Here is a 15,890-nt window from a genome sequence, read left to right as displayed (position 1 = left end):
ATAGACCTACAACGTCTAAAAATGTCATTAATCTATCGGCAAGTTTCTGATTTTCTTGGAGATAGACCTAAGAAAAAAGCCCAGCTTTGCATTTTTTGTACAACAAGCGTACACTTTGCAATCAATTAGGTAGGGGATACCACGGCGTTTGGCTCGGTGATATAGGTGATTGTTATTAATAGCAAAGGTGTAGCACATGATTGAATTGAATAATGAGCTCGACACTTTTAAATCACAAGTCGCCAGACGCATGATGCTTGGACTCTTATTACTGTGCACCATAGGACTGCCGATCTCATTATTAAGATGGTTTTCAATCGGCTTTCAAACGATTTTCATTGTCCACATTGCTTTGTCTGCACTTACATTCCTCATCTATTTCCGCCCAAATAAAACCAACTACAAACTAGATTATAACTACGTTTGTGTTTTTCTTACTTTGCTAGCGGCCTCGGGTGTCTACTCTTTTGGCTTGCAGAGCGGGGCAATCATATTTGTTGTATTGGCATCCTTTTTAATCGCTACAATATATTCAATCCGAAACGCAATTATCTATCTTGGTCTGTTCTTTACCTACATGCTTACGATTGGTTTTTGCCTTTCACAGGGCTATTTAACATCAGTGGTAAACGCTAGTGACTATGGCCGCGACATGAACGCGTGGGCCATTATTATTTTTACTTGCGCCATCACTAGCGCTTTGTTTCTGATCTGTGCAAGTGAATATCTGAAGAAATTACAAAACATGCTTAGCGAAATAAAAGAACAGCATGCGAGAGTTGAATACTTAGCCAACCACGACCATCTAACGGGTTTAGCGTCGCCCAGATTAGCGCAGGAACAGCTCGAGTTGACCTTGAATCTCGCCAAGCGGCACGGATTCAGAGCAGCTATACTATATATCGACGTGGATGACTTCAAAATCATTAACGATGCGCTTGGACACGATGCTGGGGATTTTGCGCTAAAACAGATAGCAGCAAGGTTGAAAGAAATTATAAGAGATACTGATATTGCATGTAGGCAAGGTGGAGATGAATTCCTTGTTATATTACATTACCCAGTAACCATTCAAGATTGTGAGCTTGTATGTGAAAGACTCATTTCAGCATTCGATGCAAGAATTCCTTACAAAGAACATGAACTAAAAATCAGTTTAAGTATTGGAGTGTCCATTTATCCAGATGACGGAACAAATCAAGATGAACTAAGACTACAAGCTGATAAAGCAATGTATCATTCAAAGAACAGAAGCAAAAACAGCTACAAGTTTGCAACGGAAGAATCATCTTAAGCGACTAAGATATCGTTCAAGCTCAAAGGTAAAACTTACCACACAAGTTACGACACAACTTACTACACAACTTTCCACACTTGCTTACTTCAATTTCCTTTACTAACTACTATCAAAACTTACACACTTTTAGGCAGTTGCTTACAAGAGAGAAGGGCTTAACATTCGGCTCGGACATTTAGATATCAACAGTTGTGAATACTTTTGTGTATTAATATCTTATTTAACATAATATACATTATACGCAATTGTGTATGATTATCCCAAATAGTGGATAACTAGAGGCTTCGCTTGTTATATAGCTTATGGCTTGGTTTTTTGGTGTTTATACGTGAATGAATTGGCTGTTATGTGTATCAACCATAATGTTATGAAAGCAGCGTTCGATTGTTATTTGTAGCTTGCAGAATGATGAATGACATTTTAAAAAATGCCCAGTCAGGAATTGATGCTGGAACAGCTTCAATAACTCTAAACATTGGAATCACATTTGAAGTTGATATTTCACTCGGTTGAATATCAATATTGATTCCATAACTCATGAGCAACTTTCATTGACGATGGTAAGTTGATTTTAATTGATTAGGTAAATTATTCGCTTTTTCTGTTGGTAGCTTAATTTGCTCAGTCATATTTATTTTGGCGAGATAATCATTAAATAGTGTTACAGGATGTTCTGGTAATAAATGCAGTGCAAAATAGATTATGTCCTTGCAGGAATTTTGAAGGGTTACCGCTTATCCAAAAATGGATTGCATTGCCCTGCTCGTTACTACCAACGCTTCTGATGCGATATGCATTTATCATAACTCCCAACAGCCATAACAGAGTTATTTGATAGTGACTCAAACGGTATCTCTTTGAAAACAAAAAGTGAACTAAAGTTCTTAGTTCATGCCTTATTATCTGAATTTTGAATTTACTAAATGGAGAGGCTATGAGATTTTTGTTCGTGGCATTGATAACACTAGCATCACAAGGTTGCACAATTGTGGGAGCTGCTTTAGACAGTACTTTGGATTTGGATCGTGTAAAAAATAAGGATAACAAAACCTTAGTAGACCATGGAATGAGAATCGATTATGAAATACTTAATATTTTAGTGAATGGTCAATCTATCGATGATTCGAAAGCAACGACTAGCTGCTCAGATTTGAAGGGTAAACAAAAGGCAGATTGTTTAAAAAAAGTAAACGCTCTGAATGAGAGCATTAAAAAGCATACAAAATAACATTACAGATAAGTAATCGATAGTAGGCGTCCGTACTGCTTGTCGCAAAACTTAATTTCATTCACGTAGAAGCATGTTTTTTTGATAGCTAAACACCAGACCTAATCATATTGCTCGAGGTATTCCCTGAGAGTCAGTATTAAGGCACAACTTTAATTAGGTTGCCTTTACCATCTTGATCTTCAAGCAAGGTTTTGAAATGTGCCCAAGATATTGGTTTAGATAACAAGTAACCTTGGATACAGTCACAACCCATCTCTTTAAGGAGCTTGAACTGCTCGTCTTTTTCTATACCTTCAGCCACTGTCTCCAAGTTATATGATTTTGCGATAGCGAGTATCGAGCTTATCATGGTTCTTTTTACAGTATTGTCTGGGTGTAAATCGTCAATAAAGGATTTATCTATTTTTAAGCAGTCTATTGGGTATTCTATGATCTGGGAGAATGCTGTATATCCTGTGCCAAAATCGTCTAAGGCTAAGCTAATACCTGTATTGCGGATATCATTGAGAATACTGATACTCTGACTGTCAATTTCTACCAAGCTAGTCTCGGTTATCTCTAATTCAATTTGTTGTGGATCAATTCGATAATCTGTTAATAGAGCCTTTAATGACGACACAAAATGTACGTTATTCAATTCTTTCGCACTAATATTAATACATACTTTAATATTAGAATTACGAAATACTTTTTGATGACGATACATGTGCCTAAATGTCGTTTCTATCACTAACAAATCAATATTCTGGATAACGCCAAATTCTTCAGCGATAGGAATAAACTCATCTGGCCCAACGCCATCTAATCCAGGTGCATGGCATCTTAGTAGCACTTCTACTTTTTGTATATATAGATTCTTTGCTTTAAATATTGGCATATAAGCCATTGAAAATTCGTTATTTTCGGCTGCTTTTCGAATGCTCTCAGCAATTTGTTTGCGTCGATAAATCACATCTCGAACATGGTCATCAAAGAAACGGTAGCGATTTTTGCCATCTCGTTTTGCACAGTACATCGCTGAATCAGCCCTAGATAGGGCTTCGTCAAAAGTGTCAATAATTGGGTCGAATGATGACAGCCCCATGCTAACCCCTACTTTTAGCAAGCGATTATTGATATTGATTGGTGAGCTTAGTTTTTTCAATATAGAGGCGGCAATTGTGTCAGCTTGTTGCTTGTCGATTCGATTGGCTACAATAACGAACTCGTCGCCTGCCAAGCGACTGAAGGCAATATTATTACTATCTTCATATTCCTTGAGTATTTCACCAACAATTTTGCCGAGAGCACATAGGAGATCATCTCCTAATGCGTGGCCATGAGTATCATTGACCTTTTTGAAGCCATCTATATCAAAATAAAAGAGAACACCTTTTTGTTTACTTACAAACGTTGCGCTCGCCCTATTCGTCCAATCACTTATACCGCGTCTATTCATTAGTTTTGTAAGCGCGTCGGTGTTTGAGATATGTTTTAAATGAGCCGTTTGGCGTAGCACCAAAGCGATGATAAATATTAGCCAACACACAAGAATGACTTGAAAGAGTGTCAAATCACTTATCATTTGGCCCCGAAAAATCACGTCTCTTACTACAATGGAGTGGTCACCATTGGCGTCTATCTTGTCGGTTATTATTTCAATAAAAACGATATTTGATATGTCTACCTGTGCATCTTCAAAGCCAATGTTTCGCTCTTTTATCCACCAATCTTCTACTCTAAATGATGTAAATGGTATTGTTTGTGACTGAACATTTGATTTTGGCGTAAAAAGCACTGAGTTAAATTTTAATGACACAAAATCATTGGGTATCGAATATTTTTGATCATAATTACGCAAGGTGAAACGCATGCGTTGGTCGGGAATGGGGGAACTATATTCGACAGCTAACTCAACTTTGTCATACTTTGAAAAGTCCTTTCCCTTGAAGAAGCTCAGCGGGTCGATAGTGTCACTGGCTTCATCGTGCAATCCTATTAACAAACTTATGCCACACATAGAAAAACTGGACTTATCTGTAATAGAACAGTTTAATCTAGTAGATTGTTCTGTTGCTATGAACTCACTCTTAACCGCACTACCCTCAATGATCGGTGTTTTCAGCATATCTGGATTTTCTGCTCTAATGTCAAATGAAGTATCCAACAAACCATACTCATGCGCCCCTATGGCAGCGCATGTGAAAAGCAGCATGATTAGAATAGCTTTGACATTAAAGTCTGAAAACACGATTCCGCCTAAGTGTGTAAGGTTAATATCATCTTGGATGGATTATATAGATTTAACGATAAGGATGAACTGGAATAGCGAGTTTTCATTTATCCATAGGTATATTACTGAGTGATTTATATATTTCACCTTTTTGCTTCATGTTTCTCCACCTAATGGATAAATTCACAAAGCGCCTTTACAACTTGCCATAGTATTCATCGGATAAGTGCGTATTCTGATGCTATAGTAAAGGCTGTGCTTAAGCCTAAAGTATGTCGTTTTTCTGTTGCTAGTTGCTAGCTAAGTAATAGATATTGTTAAAGAAGGATAGATAATGAAAGATAGAGTTGCTTTTATCGGTTTGGGGGCGATGGGTTTTCCAATGGCCCTACACCTCAACAAGGCTGGATTTGATGTTTCAGTATATAACCGAACCCACGCCACCGCGCTGAGTTGGGCAGAAAAATCAGGGAAAAGTCGCATTTTTGAGAGCCCCAAAGCCGCTGCAAAAGTCGCCAATGTCGTATTACTGTGTGTTGGTAACGACGACGATGTGCGCTCGGTCGTATACGGAGAGGATGGTGTGCTGTCTGGAATGTCGGCTGGTGACGTACTCATAGATCACACTACCACATCAGCTGAGCTTGCCAGAGAGCTTTATAAAGTGTGTTCAGATCTAGGAGTGGCTGTACTTGATGCCCCCGTTTCGGGAGGTCAAGCGGGAGCAGAACAAGGATTGCTTACCGTAATGGTTGGCGGTGATAGCGATGTTTATGCCCGCAGCACTCCGATATTTGACGCCTACTCTCAAAAGCATAAGCTGATGGGGGCTATCGGTAGTGGTCAGTTGACTAAAATGGTTAATCAAATTTGTATTGCTGGTGTTATTCAAGGTCTTGCAGAGGGCTTACAGTTTGCGAAAAATGCCGGTTTAGATACAGAGTCTGTTATAGATGTAATTTCGAAAGGTGCCGCATCCTCATGGCAAATGGTCAATCGAAGTGAGACCATGAGCACTAATCAGTTTGACTTTGGATTTGCAGTTGATTGGATGCGAAAAGACCTATGTATCGTATTAGACGAAGCGAACAAGAATAACTCGGTACTGCCTGTTACTGCGTTAGTCGATCAATTTTATGCACAGGTACAAAACAATGGTGGCGGACGATGGGACACATCCAGCTTGATAACGCTGTTAAATAAATAGCTAAATGAGAACAAGGTAACAAACCAATGCTATGAGGCAAGAGATGATAAAGCTCAGGGCAGCTCCCTCTCGAACCATGATTTGAATTGGAATTTCGCCCGTACCATAGGCTATAGCGTTTGGTGCTGTGGCGACCGGTAACATAAAGGCTGAGCTAGCAGCCATCGCGGCGGGTATCATCAGCACTGCCGGATCAACACCATAAGATACTGCAACTACATACAATATGGGCATAAGAAGGGTTGCTGTTGCAGTGTTACTCGTTACTTCGGTTAAGTAAGTTACGCAAAGGCATAACACAATCAACAATAAGATGAGCGGCATATTAGTGAGTTGTTGTATCCCCTCACCCATCATATTGCTTAGGCCTGATACTGTAAAACCCTTAGCAAGTGCAATGCCGCCAGCAAAAAGCAGAAGCATACCCCATGGAATACTCACGGCTGTGTCCCAGTCTAACAGACGACCGCCTTTACCATTTGGCATCACAAACATCACCAGCACCGCCGCAAGCGCAACGGTGCTATCACCTGCCTGACTAATTCCCAATAGTTCACTCCAGCCACCAAAAGGTGCCCCCCGAGTTATCCAAGCTAAGGCCGTTAACCCGAACACAAGGAGGGTTCGTTTTTCTTCTACACGCCACTCTCCTAGTGAAGGTAAGTTGACCTCTGGCTTAGCAACGATCTTTCGTGTTAGCCAGAGTGCCATTATGGGTACGGCAATCAATACAATCGGAATACCAATTGTCATCCATTTAACAAAACTATATTCCTTGCCAGTCTGCGTTTCATATATTCCAGCAAAAATGACATTAGGTGGCGTGCCAATAAGAGTACCAAGTCCACCAACACTTGCTGAATAGGCAATTCCTAGTATTAAAGCTACTTTTAAATTGACGTCTTTGACAGTCTTCAGAATCGCAAGCGCAATGGGCAGCATGATGAGTATCGTCGCGGTATTTGACACCCACATCGACAACAGTGCTGATGCGAGCATAAAAGCAAAAACCAGACGCTTTCCACTGTTAATACCCACAAATTTAACCATCAATATTGCTAAACGCTCATGCACACCAGATTTTTCAAGTGACTTTGATAGCATGAATGCACCCATCAACAAGAGAATGACATGGCTTCCTAGGGCTGTTGATACCTCTTTATGGTTAAGCACATTAAACAATGGTAGAAGCGCAAACGGCACAATTGAGGCAACAGGTATTGGTACAGCCTCGGTAACCCACCAGGTAATCGTTAATATAGCAATCGCACAAGTAATGCTAGGGGCATAATCGATACCAAAAAAAGTCAGCACGAAATACGTGACGCTGCCTAGTATTGGGCCTAAGAAGATATAAATACTCTTGTTCATTTACTTGTGTACATAACGAAGGTGTCGGTAACAGTAAGAATAATTCAATTAAATTACAACACTTCCCTTCATATTCCTCACATTTCACACATTTCATGCACGCAAACTTTTAAGATTGCTTTTCATTATTGCAAACATTATTGTTTTACTATAGTATGCCTGACAATCTACTTTGGTTGAGCTAAATAACGATGGAAACTACAGAAAGTCAACTATCTAAAGAACATTATGTTGCCGTACTAACGAGCGATATAGTTCACTCAACTCATTTATCGCCAGACGAATATAAAGCGGTAATTGCTAGCCTCACCGTGATATTAACTCGAGTAGCGAAGGAAAATGATGCTGTTTTTGAGATATTTAGAGGCGATGGCTTTCAGATGTATTTTAAACGGATCGACGTTGCGATTAAATGTACTCTCGTTGTTCGCTTATACATGCAAGCTGGTATCGAGTGTAAGAGTGTACTTCTCACCCAATCATTAGCCATCGACATGTTTGATGACCTCACAGACAAGCCCGGCACTTCGTCAGGTAAAGCTTTTTTAATCTCAGGTCGACAGCTTGACAACGCAAAGCGAGGTGATCTGATAATCACTCTTCCCAGTGCTCTAAGCGCACCTGGCCTGATTCTTTCTACAAAATTTCTGCAACAGCTTTTGTCAGGACTAACGACGAAGCAAGCAAACGTTTTATATCATTATGTCGACCAGTCGTATCCTGAACAGAAAGTCATTGCAAAGGCGCTTGATATGACACGCCAAAACGTAGCCACTCATTTGAAACGCGGTGGCGCAGACCTGATCAGCGAATACATAAACACTTTTGCAAGTATTTTACAAGGAAGCCAAAAATGACTGTATTTCTCTTATTGTTGCTCGCCCACTTCGTCGCTGATTTTTATCTGCAACGGCATGATTGGATAATGTGTAAGGTTAAAAATAAGCATCGCTCACTGGGTTTGCTGAAACATATCTCGGTGCATGTTGTGCTTACCTCAATTGCATTATTTGCAGGAGGCGTTGGCTTAAATTTATCATTTTTTATCGCTCTGTTAGTCATTACTGCGACTCACTATGCGATTGACATATGGAAAACATATCAGCGTTTCGTTTTGAGCTTCTTTTTGGCTGATCAGGCAGGGCATTTTATCGTTATTGTATTAGTGAGTTTATGGTTGTCAGGGCTCAGCGTTGAGGCTATTCAGCAAAGTCTTGCTACTTTCTTTTCAAATACCACGCTTTTGCTGCTAGCAATCTATATTGTTGCATGCAAACCAATTTCATTGGTAATTTCTCTGGCACTCGACAAATATACCAAAGAGTTTAAAGATGAGCAGAATGCGAGTGATGGTCTCGCTTCTGCAGGCGAGTTAATCGGCTACTTTGAACGTGGGCTAATTATAACATTCATACTATTCGAGCATTTTGCCGGCGTAGGCTTCTTGTTGGCAGCCAAAAGTGTTTTTCGTTTTGGTGACATGCGCCGTGGGAGTGACCGTAAACTGACGGAATACATAATGCTGGGCACACTTTTCAGTTTTAGTGCCGCTATTCTGCTAGGAAAGCTTGGAAAACACTTTTACAACACACTGTAAATGTTTGCGTTTAGTGAAGCATATTTTTGACAAAGTCATCGAGTATGATTGGGCGACCTAATAAGAATCCTTGAAACTTGTTTACGCCAGCTTCGTTGAGTATTTTAAACTGTTCCTCAGTTTCGATACCTTCAACGACTGTTTCAGTTTTTAAGGCTTTGCACATATTCATTATAGCAATGAAGAGGTTGTAGGCACGTTCGTTGTCGTTCAATTCGAGAATAAAGGAACGATCAACCTTAACCACGTCAAATTGAAATTGCTGTAAGTAGCTCAACGAACTGTAACCGGTGCCAAAATCATCAAGAGATATTCGAAAACCAGCGGCTTGGATCTGTCTCAAGATAGTTGCTGGCTCTTTCTCTTCAAACATAAAGACGGACTCGGTAATTTCAAGTTCAATGTTTTTGTGGGCAACTTTCTGTTGTTCGCAGATTGCACAAATATCGTAAAGAAAGCCCTCCTGCATAATTTGTGGTGACGAAATGTTAACGGATATCGGAATTTCAACACCGTAGTCTTTTAGTACCCTTGAGTACGTGGCCGCGCGCTTAACAGCTAATAAGCCAAGTTGTGATTCCATACCATACTGTTCGATTATTGGGACAAACTCACCCGGTGATACTTGTCCGAAAGTACTGGATTCCCAACGACAAAGGATCTCGGCTCCTATTAATTGTCGGTTTTGATCGTATTTACCTTGAAGTACAAAAATGAGGCTTTCTTCTTCCAACGCTGTTCTCAGCTCATTGAGCATTCTTAAGCGTCTAAGTGCTTCGTCCGCAATACCCTCATAGAATAATTGACTGCGATTCTTACCTAAGGACTTAGCCTTGAACATCGCTGCGTCTGTGTCTCGTGCAATTTGGTCAAAATTTAGGTTGCGCTCCTCTATCTTGGTGACACCAATAGAGAAAGTTGTTGCCAGTGCATGACCTTGAATGTCAAGCTTTGTTGAAGTTAAAAAGAGTTCTAGTGCTTTAATTTGCGAGCTTAATGAAGCACTAGAGTCAACTTTTAGCAAAAAGCAAAATTCAGTATTTCCCCATCTGCAGAGGGATTCGTTATGCTCAACTTTGTCTTTTAGCTTAGAAGAAAACTCAGCAATTAACTTATCGCAGGCTTCATGACCAAATTGGTCGCTTATGTCTTTGAAGCCCTCTATTTCAATGAAGACCATTGCTAGCTGCGAATATTTACCCAGTTTACAAAGCATTTCATAACGAGATTTAAAGGCGGTTCTGTTCAGTAATTTACTCACTGGGTCGAAGTGAGCAAGTTTATATAATGCACGCTCAGCTTTTTTCTTTTCAGTAAGGTCACGTAGAGCCACAATATAATAATCACTTGAGGTTTCGTTTGCTTTGAATTCGCTGATGGATAATTCCACATCGACATTTTCTTCAGGAGTCAAAAACAGTTTTGTTTCCATATTCAGTTGAGATGACTCTTGCAGATCTTCAAGTTCGAGCCGACTTAATTTTAAAAACTTTGATAAACTAAAGCGGTTAATTGACTGCGATGGAATATTTGACAGTGAACAGAAGGCTTCATTCGCTTCGACCAATCGCAAGCCCTTGTTGACTATTAACATCGGATCGTTTGAACGAGAGAAGGCATAGGACATCAACTTAGATGACTCTTCAGTCTCTATCAGTTCTGTTACATCTTTTAAGGTGCCGATGATGGTTTGGGCAGCGTTGTCATCAAAGGCGACAACTCTCCCTTTGAATCTGATCCACGCGTAATCATTTTGTTTTTTGATGCGATATGAACAATCGACATCAGTTGAAAAACCCATTTTGTGAGACGACCAATTAACCTGCAGGTTATCAAGATCATCAGGATGAACTCTGCTAAGAAAGTCTTGGAAGCTAATGTGGCTTTCTATAACTTCAGTAGCATTAACCGAAAATTCTTTGAAATAGAAGGTATCCGAATCGCTATGCCAACTCCATATAGATTCACCACTTGCCCAAAGCGCCATCTCAAGTAAACGTTTAGATTCGTTTGACTCGATGTGCTTGTTATAAAGCTCGAGGCTCTTGGCAGATAAGATTTCTTCGGCTTGTAGCTTTGCCGCCTTCTCTCTTTCTAACCTGCGCTTCAGTTTCGTAATGATTGCGTCTTGCTCTGACATAGCATTAGACTCATTTGACAGAGACCGAGTGCATCATGACAGACTCTGTATTTATTGGGTGATTTTCTTTTCCTTTTAAAAATGCGAAAATAGAGTATACAACTTTATACTAAAATATCAATAATCAAGCTAAATTAAGGTTGTTTATTAAAAATAAACAATAAAAACAGAGGTTTGTGGTTATACCTTTATTGCACTTTTTTTCTGTTAGAAGCGCAGCGTTTTGAGCAATATTTCACTGTTTCCCAGTTCCTCTCCCATTTTTTCCGCCAGGAAAATGGCCTGTCACATACAGGGCACTGTTTTTGGGGTAAGTCACACTTCTTCATTATTATCTAAGCAAATAAGAAATGTATCGGCGTCTTCAAACATGTGTTTAACTTTTGTTTCATCCATTTTAGTCATTGTTCGATAGATCATAGCCATACGAGGATTGTTTTCAAATTTATCTCGGTTGCGCTCAACGAAATGCCAATACAAATAATTAAAGGGACAAGCTTGAGCCCCCGTTTTCTCTTTGACACTATAGTGGCAGCTACCGCAATAATTCGACATTTTATTAATATATGACCCGCTTGCGGCGTAAGGCTTGCTGGCTAAATGCCCACCGTCGGCAAACAGCACCATCGCACTGACGTTTGGCATTTCAACCCACTCATAGGCGTCAGCATAGACAAGTAAATACCATTCATTAACTTGTTTTGGTTCGAGTCCAGCCAATAGCGCAAAATTTCCTAAGACCATCAAACGTTGAATGTGATGTGCATATGCATGTTGATGTGTGTCCTGTACGCATTGCGATAAACAATTCATTTTAGTATTAGCCGTCCAGAAAAAATCGGGCAGATTACGTTGCGCGTTTAAGTAATTTTTATCCTTAAGTCCTGGCATAAAATACCAATAAAAGCCACGAACATACTCCCTCCAGCCTAATATTTGCCGGATAAAACCTTCCACGGAGTTAAGTGGTGCCTTATCATTATCAAAGGCATTTTGCGCAGCCAACAAGACTTCCATCGGCATCAACAGGCCTGTGTTCAGATAAAGGCCAATGTGACTGTGGTAAAGCCATGGATCACCCTCAAGCATAGCGTCTTGATATTGTCCAAATTTTTCTAAGCGCTCGTCAATAAATGTATCGAGTACCTTGAGTGCCTCAGCTCTGGTAACCGCAAAGTGAAAGTCATCAAGTGAGCCAAAGTGTCCTGAGAATTCGATGTTTACAAGGTCAATGACCTCTTTGGTTATGTCATCGACTTCGAATGTGCTTGGTGGAGGAATGTCGGGGGCTTTTTTAAAAGACTCCCTGTTATCGGCATCATAATTCCATTTTCCACCGCTTGGCTGATTTCCCTCCATCAATAGTCCAGTATGCTTTCGCAATTCTCTGTAAAAAAATTCCATGCGAAATTGTTTTTTACCTTCTGCCCAGTCAGCAAAGAAATGTTGTTCAGCGATGAAGCGGTTATCTGAGCTAATTTCTACAGCAACACCAAGTTTGCTCTCCCACTGTTTGATTTCACTCAACAACCGGTATTCGCCAGGATGTGCGACGCAGACTTTCTCTGGCTGATAACTTGCAACAGCATCCTCAACATGAGCATAGAGTGAGCCTTTGTTGTCAGGCGAATCGTATCTGTAATAATCAACATTGTAGCCCTTTTCACGCAGCAACAGTGCGAAGTGGCGCATAGCGCTGAAAACAAAAACAATTTTTTTCTTATGATGTTTTACGTAGGTGGCTTCAGTTTTCACTTCCGCCATGAGTATACGGTCAGTATCTTTATCAACTCCCTGAAGTGAATTCATCTGCAAATTGAGTTGATCGCCAAGAATAAGAATAATGTTAGACATAATACTAAACGTCAGCCTCTTTCATCTTTGAGAATGCATCCAAGGCTCGTTGACGAGATGCTTTTAAATCAACGATTGGTTTGGGGTAAGTTTTACCTAGCTCAATACCGCAGGCTTTTAAAATATTGCTATCAGCAGCCCACGGCTGATGAATGAATTTCTTGGGAAGTTTTGATAACTCGGGGCAATAAGTCTTAACATACTCTCCCTCTTTATCAAATTTTTCGCCTTGGAGAAGAGGATTAAACACTCTAAAGTAAGGAGAAGCGTCTGCACCAGAGCCCGCCACCCATTGCCAGCCAGATGAGTTGCTTGCTAAATCTGCGTCAACGAGGCAATCCCAAAACCACCTTTCGCCTTCACGCCAGTCAATTAGGAGGTTTTTGACCAGGAATGACCCCACGATCATCCTGACTCGGTTATGCATATAACCTGTCTTGTATAACTCTCGCATTCCAGCGTCTACAATGGGTATTCCAGTATTTCCAAATTGCCACGCTTTGAGGTCTTTGGCAGAATCACGCCACGGAAAGTGGTCAAATTTCGAGTTGAAGTTTTTTTGGTTAATGTCAGGCCAATGGTATAAAAGATAATAGGAAAATTCTCTCCATCCTAATTCAGATAGATAAACATCTAAGTCTTTATGATCGAAGGCGTTATCAAACGCACCTAAAATCGCAAACCACACCTGATTTGGAGATACCTCTCCAAAGTGCAAATGCGGTGACAATAAGGAAGTTCCTTTTACTGCAGGTAAATTTCTATCATTTTGATAACTAGTTGCCGCCTCAGAAATAAAGCGAGAAAGTCGGTCTGCCGCGCCCCGCTCTCCCGGCGACCACATAGTGTTAATGTGCTCATACCATACAATGTTAGGAAGTAGAGTGAGTTGTTCAACACCTTGTTCACCCGTGTATTGTTGGTATATTTTACTGCCATCAAAAATCTCGATATTTTGTGGTTTCGCCAGCGGGAAGCGAGGATTATCGCGCTGTAGACAACCTTTTCGATAGTAAGGTGTGAACACTTTATAAGGGGTGCCATCCTTCTTTAAGACCTGCATTGGCTCCCAAAGTAATGAACCATTAAAGCTTCTTGCAGAGACCCCCATCGCTTTAAAATGATTTTTAATATGCTCATCTCTCTCCCTCTGCCATGGCTCATAACAACGATTCCAAACAATCGCTTGAGCATCGACGTCGCTCGCGAGTTTATCAAGCTGAGCTTTAGCATCGCCGCTTAACACAAGTAGCTTATTGGCTAGGTCTTTGTTTAAGCTTAATAATGAGTGGTGCAACCACCACTTACTGGCTGCGCCAAGTTGAGCATAGTCAGGCGCACTTTCATCATTGATAAATACTGGAATAATATCAGCGTTGTCGGAAGCGAATGTTAGTGCTGGGTTATCCTGAATACGTAGATCTTGCCTGAACCATACTATGATTGGGCCTTGGCGAGTTTGCTTGGTCATGTAAATGCCTTAATGCTTAGGTGAAGATTTTGAAGCAACTAGATATTATATTTACTTTCCCAACAATAAATAAGATCGAAAAAACCGAGTTATTAGTAATAGTTTTAATACAAAATACATTCTAGTGTTAGGTTTTCACATGACAGAAAAAATCGGCTTATACTGGTTCAGAAAAGACTTACGCCTTCAACAAAATGAGTCGCTAGCATGCTTGAAAAAGAAATGCGACCGCATTGTGTTTATCTACCTGAGAAAAGACAACGATGACCCGTTTTCGTCAATATATGACTTATCGGATGCCGAAATTTCAGGTCCAAAAAAACGTCGTTTTGTGGATGAAGCTTTGCTCGACCTGCAACGCAATCTGCGAAAGGTAAAGCAAGAGTTATTTGTATTGTCATCAGAGCAACCGAGTTTAAACACCATGCCACATAGCTCCGATACTTATGGGGTCGACATTATTAGTCACATCGTTAAAGTCTTAAATATTGACTACATTGCCAGCGAATGGCATTGCGGTGTAAATGAAATAAATCAATGGCAGTCTGTATGTCAAAATTTAGCAAAAAGTCATCCAGAACTTGAGTATATCAGCAAGAATAGTGGCCTCTTATATGAGCAGAGCGACTTCCCCTTCTCAATAGAAAATTTGCCACAAAACTTTTCTCCTTTTAGAAAAAAAGTCGAAAAGTATTGTTCTGTAAAATACGTTGAACAGCAGCCCGACGAACAACAATCCATGCCAGCACTTCCTGCACTACCAGACGATTTTACGCGTTTAACGTTTTATAGGCTCGAGGAACAAGCAGGATTCGAGCATGAGCAAGGAAGTGGTAAGCTCATTGGGGGTGAAACGGCAGCACTTTCACAGTTGCACTATTATTTATGGGAAAGTGACTGCATAAGTCGATATAAAGAAACGCGAAATGGACTAGATGGATGGGATTTCTCTAGCAAGCTTTCCGCTTGGCTAGCTCACGGCTGCACCAGTGCTAGAACGATAGACAAAGAGCTCAAACGTTATGAAAGCCAACGTACAAAAAATGAGTCAACGTATTGGTTGTTTTTCGAGTTGCTGTGGCGAGAATATTTTCACTGGAACATGTTCGTTCACAAAAGCCGCTTATTTTACTTTGGCGGAGTACAAGATAAACGCCCTAGCACAACATTTTCTGAAGCTACAATTACTTCGTGGATTCAGGGAGAAACCGGCTATAAGATTGTAGATGCCTGCATGAAGCAGTTGAAAGAAACCGGATTTATGTCAAATCGCGGCAGACAGCTAGTTGCGAGCTGTTTTGTTCATGAGTTGAATCAAGACTGGCGCTATGGCGCTGCATATTTTGAGTATCAACTTATTGACTTTGACGTTGCCAGTAACTTCGGAAATTGGCAATACCTCGCCGGGGTCGGTGCTGACCCTCGTGGTCATCGACAGTTTAATTTAGAAAAACAAACACAAACATACGATCCCAATATGCACTTCATTGATAAATATTTAAGGTAGCTT

14 protein-coding genes are annotated in these 15,890 nt (G+C 40.4%); 6 read left to right on the top strand and 8 right to left on the bottom strand.

The genetic code is table 11. The annotated features are described in order from the left end of the window. The first annotated feature begins 196 nt into the window (after positions 1 to 196). Positions 197 to 1,294, top strand: coding sequence for a GGDEF domain-containing protein (locus ISG33_RS05310; RefSeq protein ID WP_195732475.1), 1,098 nt, complete (start codon positions 197 to 199; stop codon positions 1,292 to 1,294). Positions 1,295 to 1,662: 368 nt separating this feature from the next. Here ISG33_RS05310 and ISG33_RS05305 read toward each other — a convergent pair whose 3' ends face one another. Then, positions 1,663 to 1,836 (bottom strand): hypothetical protein, encoded by a 174-nt coding sequence (locus ISG33_RS05305; RefSeq protein WP_195732474.1) that lies wholly within the window; start codon positions 1,834 to 1,836, stop codon positions 1,663 to 1,665. A gap of 112 nt (positions 1,837 to 1,948) precedes the next feature. Continuing rightward, the gene (locus tag ISG33_RS17265; RefSeq protein WP_195732473.1) at positions 1,949 to 2,101 is read right to left on the bottom strand and encodes a phage/plasmid replication domain-containing protein; all 153 of its coding nucleotides are present in this window, start codon (positions 2,099 to 2,101) and stop codon (positions 1,949 to 1,951) included. A 130-nt stretch (positions 2,102 to 2,231) separates the two neighbouring features. Here ISG33_RS17265 and ISG33_RS05295 point away from each other — a divergent pair, with 130 nt between their 5' ends. Further along, on the top strand, positions 2,232 to 2,525 hold the full coding sequence (locus ISG33_RS05295) for a hypothetical protein (protein ID WP_195732472.1): 294 nt from the start codon (positions 2,232 to 2,234) through the stop codon (positions 2,523 to 2,525). A 139-nt stretch (positions 2,526 to 2,664) separates the two neighbouring features. On the opposite strand, the gene ISG33_RS05290 is transcribed toward ISG33_RS05295, so the two are convergent. Then, positions 2,665 to 4,758: a putative bifunctional diguanylate cyclase/phosphodiesterase gene (locus ISG33_RS05290; RefSeq protein WP_195732471.1), complete on the bottom strand. Its 2,094-nt coding sequence runs from the start codon at positions 4,756 to 4,758 to the stop codon at positions 2,665 to 2,667. Positions 4,759 to 5,074: 316 nt separating this feature from the next. Between ISG33_RS05290 and ISG33_RS05285 the strand changes: the two genes are divergently transcribed. Then, the gene (locus ISG33_RS05285; protein ID WP_195732470.1) at positions 5,075 to 5,947 is read left to right on the top strand and encodes an NAD(P)-dependent oxidoreductase; all 873 of its coding nucleotides are present in this window, start codon (positions 5,075 to 5,077) and stop codon (positions 5,945 to 5,947) included. Here the strand turns inward: ISG33_RS05285 and ISG33_RS05280 are convergent, their stop codons facing one another. Further along, positions 5,948 to 7,318 carry an SLC13 family permease gene (locus tag ISG33_RS05280; RefSeq protein ID WP_195732469.1) on the bottom strand — a complete coding sequence of 457 codons (1,371 nt, stop codon included), beginning with the start codon at positions 7,316 to 7,318 and terminating at the stop codon, positions 5,948 to 5,950. 191 nt (positions 7,319 to 7,509) lie between these two features. Here ISG33_RS05280 and ISG33_RS05275 point away from each other — a divergent pair, with 191 nt between their 5' ends. Then, on the top strand, positions 7,510 to 8,175 hold the full coding sequence (locus ISG33_RS05275) for a sigma-70 RNA polymerase sigma factor region 4 domain-containing protein (protein WP_195732468.1): 666 nt from the start codon (positions 7,510 to 7,512) through the stop codon (positions 8,173 to 8,175). Continuing rightward, positions 8,172 to 8,915, top strand: a complete 744-nt coding sequence (locus ISG33_RS05270; protein WP_195732467.1) for a DUF3307 domain-containing protein — start codon at positions 8,172 to 8,174, stop codon at positions 8,913 to 8,915. The genes ISG33_RS05275 and ISG33_RS05270 overlap by 4 nt, the downstream gene beginning before the upstream one ends. A gap of 10 nt (positions 8,916 to 8,925) precedes the next feature. On the opposite strand, the gene ISG33_RS05265 is transcribed toward ISG33_RS05270, so the two are convergent. The 4 genes from ISG33_RS05265 to ISG33_RS05250 all read right to left on the bottom strand — a co-directional run bounded on the left by ISG33_RS05265 (position 8,926) and on the right by ISG33_RS05250 (position 14,380). Then, on the bottom strand, positions 8,926 to 11,055 hold the full coding sequence (locus ISG33_RS05265; protein WP_195732466.1) for a GGDEF domain-containing phosphodiesterase: 2,130 nt from the start codon (positions 11,053 to 11,055) through the stop codon (positions 8,926 to 8,928). Between the two features lie 188 nt (positions 11,056 to 11,243). Continuing rightward, on the bottom strand, positions 11,244 to 11,384 hold the full coding sequence (locus ISG33_RS05260) for a DUF2256 domain-containing protein (RefSeq protein ID WP_195732465.1): 141 nt from the start codon (positions 11,382 to 11,384) through the stop codon (positions 11,244 to 11,246). Next, the gene (locus ISG33_RS05255) at positions 11,371 to 12,909 is read right to left on the bottom strand and encodes a cryptochrome/photolyase family protein (RefSeq protein WP_195732464.1); all 1,539 of its coding nucleotides are present in this window, start codon (positions 12,907 to 12,909) and stop codon (positions 11,371 to 11,373) included. The genes ISG33_RS05260 and ISG33_RS05255 overlap by 14 nt, the downstream gene beginning before the upstream one ends. A gap of 4 nt (positions 12,910 to 12,913) precedes the next feature. Beyond that, positions 12,914 to 14,380 (bottom strand): cryptochrome/photolyase family protein, encoded by a 1,467-nt coding sequence (locus ISG33_RS05250; protein WP_195732463.1) that lies wholly within the window; start codon positions 14,378 to 14,380, stop codon positions 12,914 to 12,916. A 139-nt stretch (positions 14,381 to 14,519) separates the two neighbouring features. Between ISG33_RS05250 and ISG33_RS05245 the strand changes: the two genes are divergently transcribed. Beyond that, the gene (locus ISG33_RS05245; protein ID WP_195732462.1) at positions 14,520 to 15,887 is read left to right on the top strand and encodes a DASH family cryptochrome; all 1,368 of its coding nucleotides are present in this window, start codon (positions 14,520 to 14,522) and stop codon (positions 15,885 to 15,887) included. The last annotated feature ends 3 nt before the right edge of the window (positions 15,888 to 15,890 follow it).

It is taken from the genome of Marinibium conchae (genome assembly GCF_015595035.1).
Lineage (GTDB): Bacteria > Pseudomonadota > Gammaproteobacteria > Enterobacterales > Alteromonadaceae > Glaciecola.
This window is presented reverse-complemented; position numbering and strand designations above follow the sequence as displayed.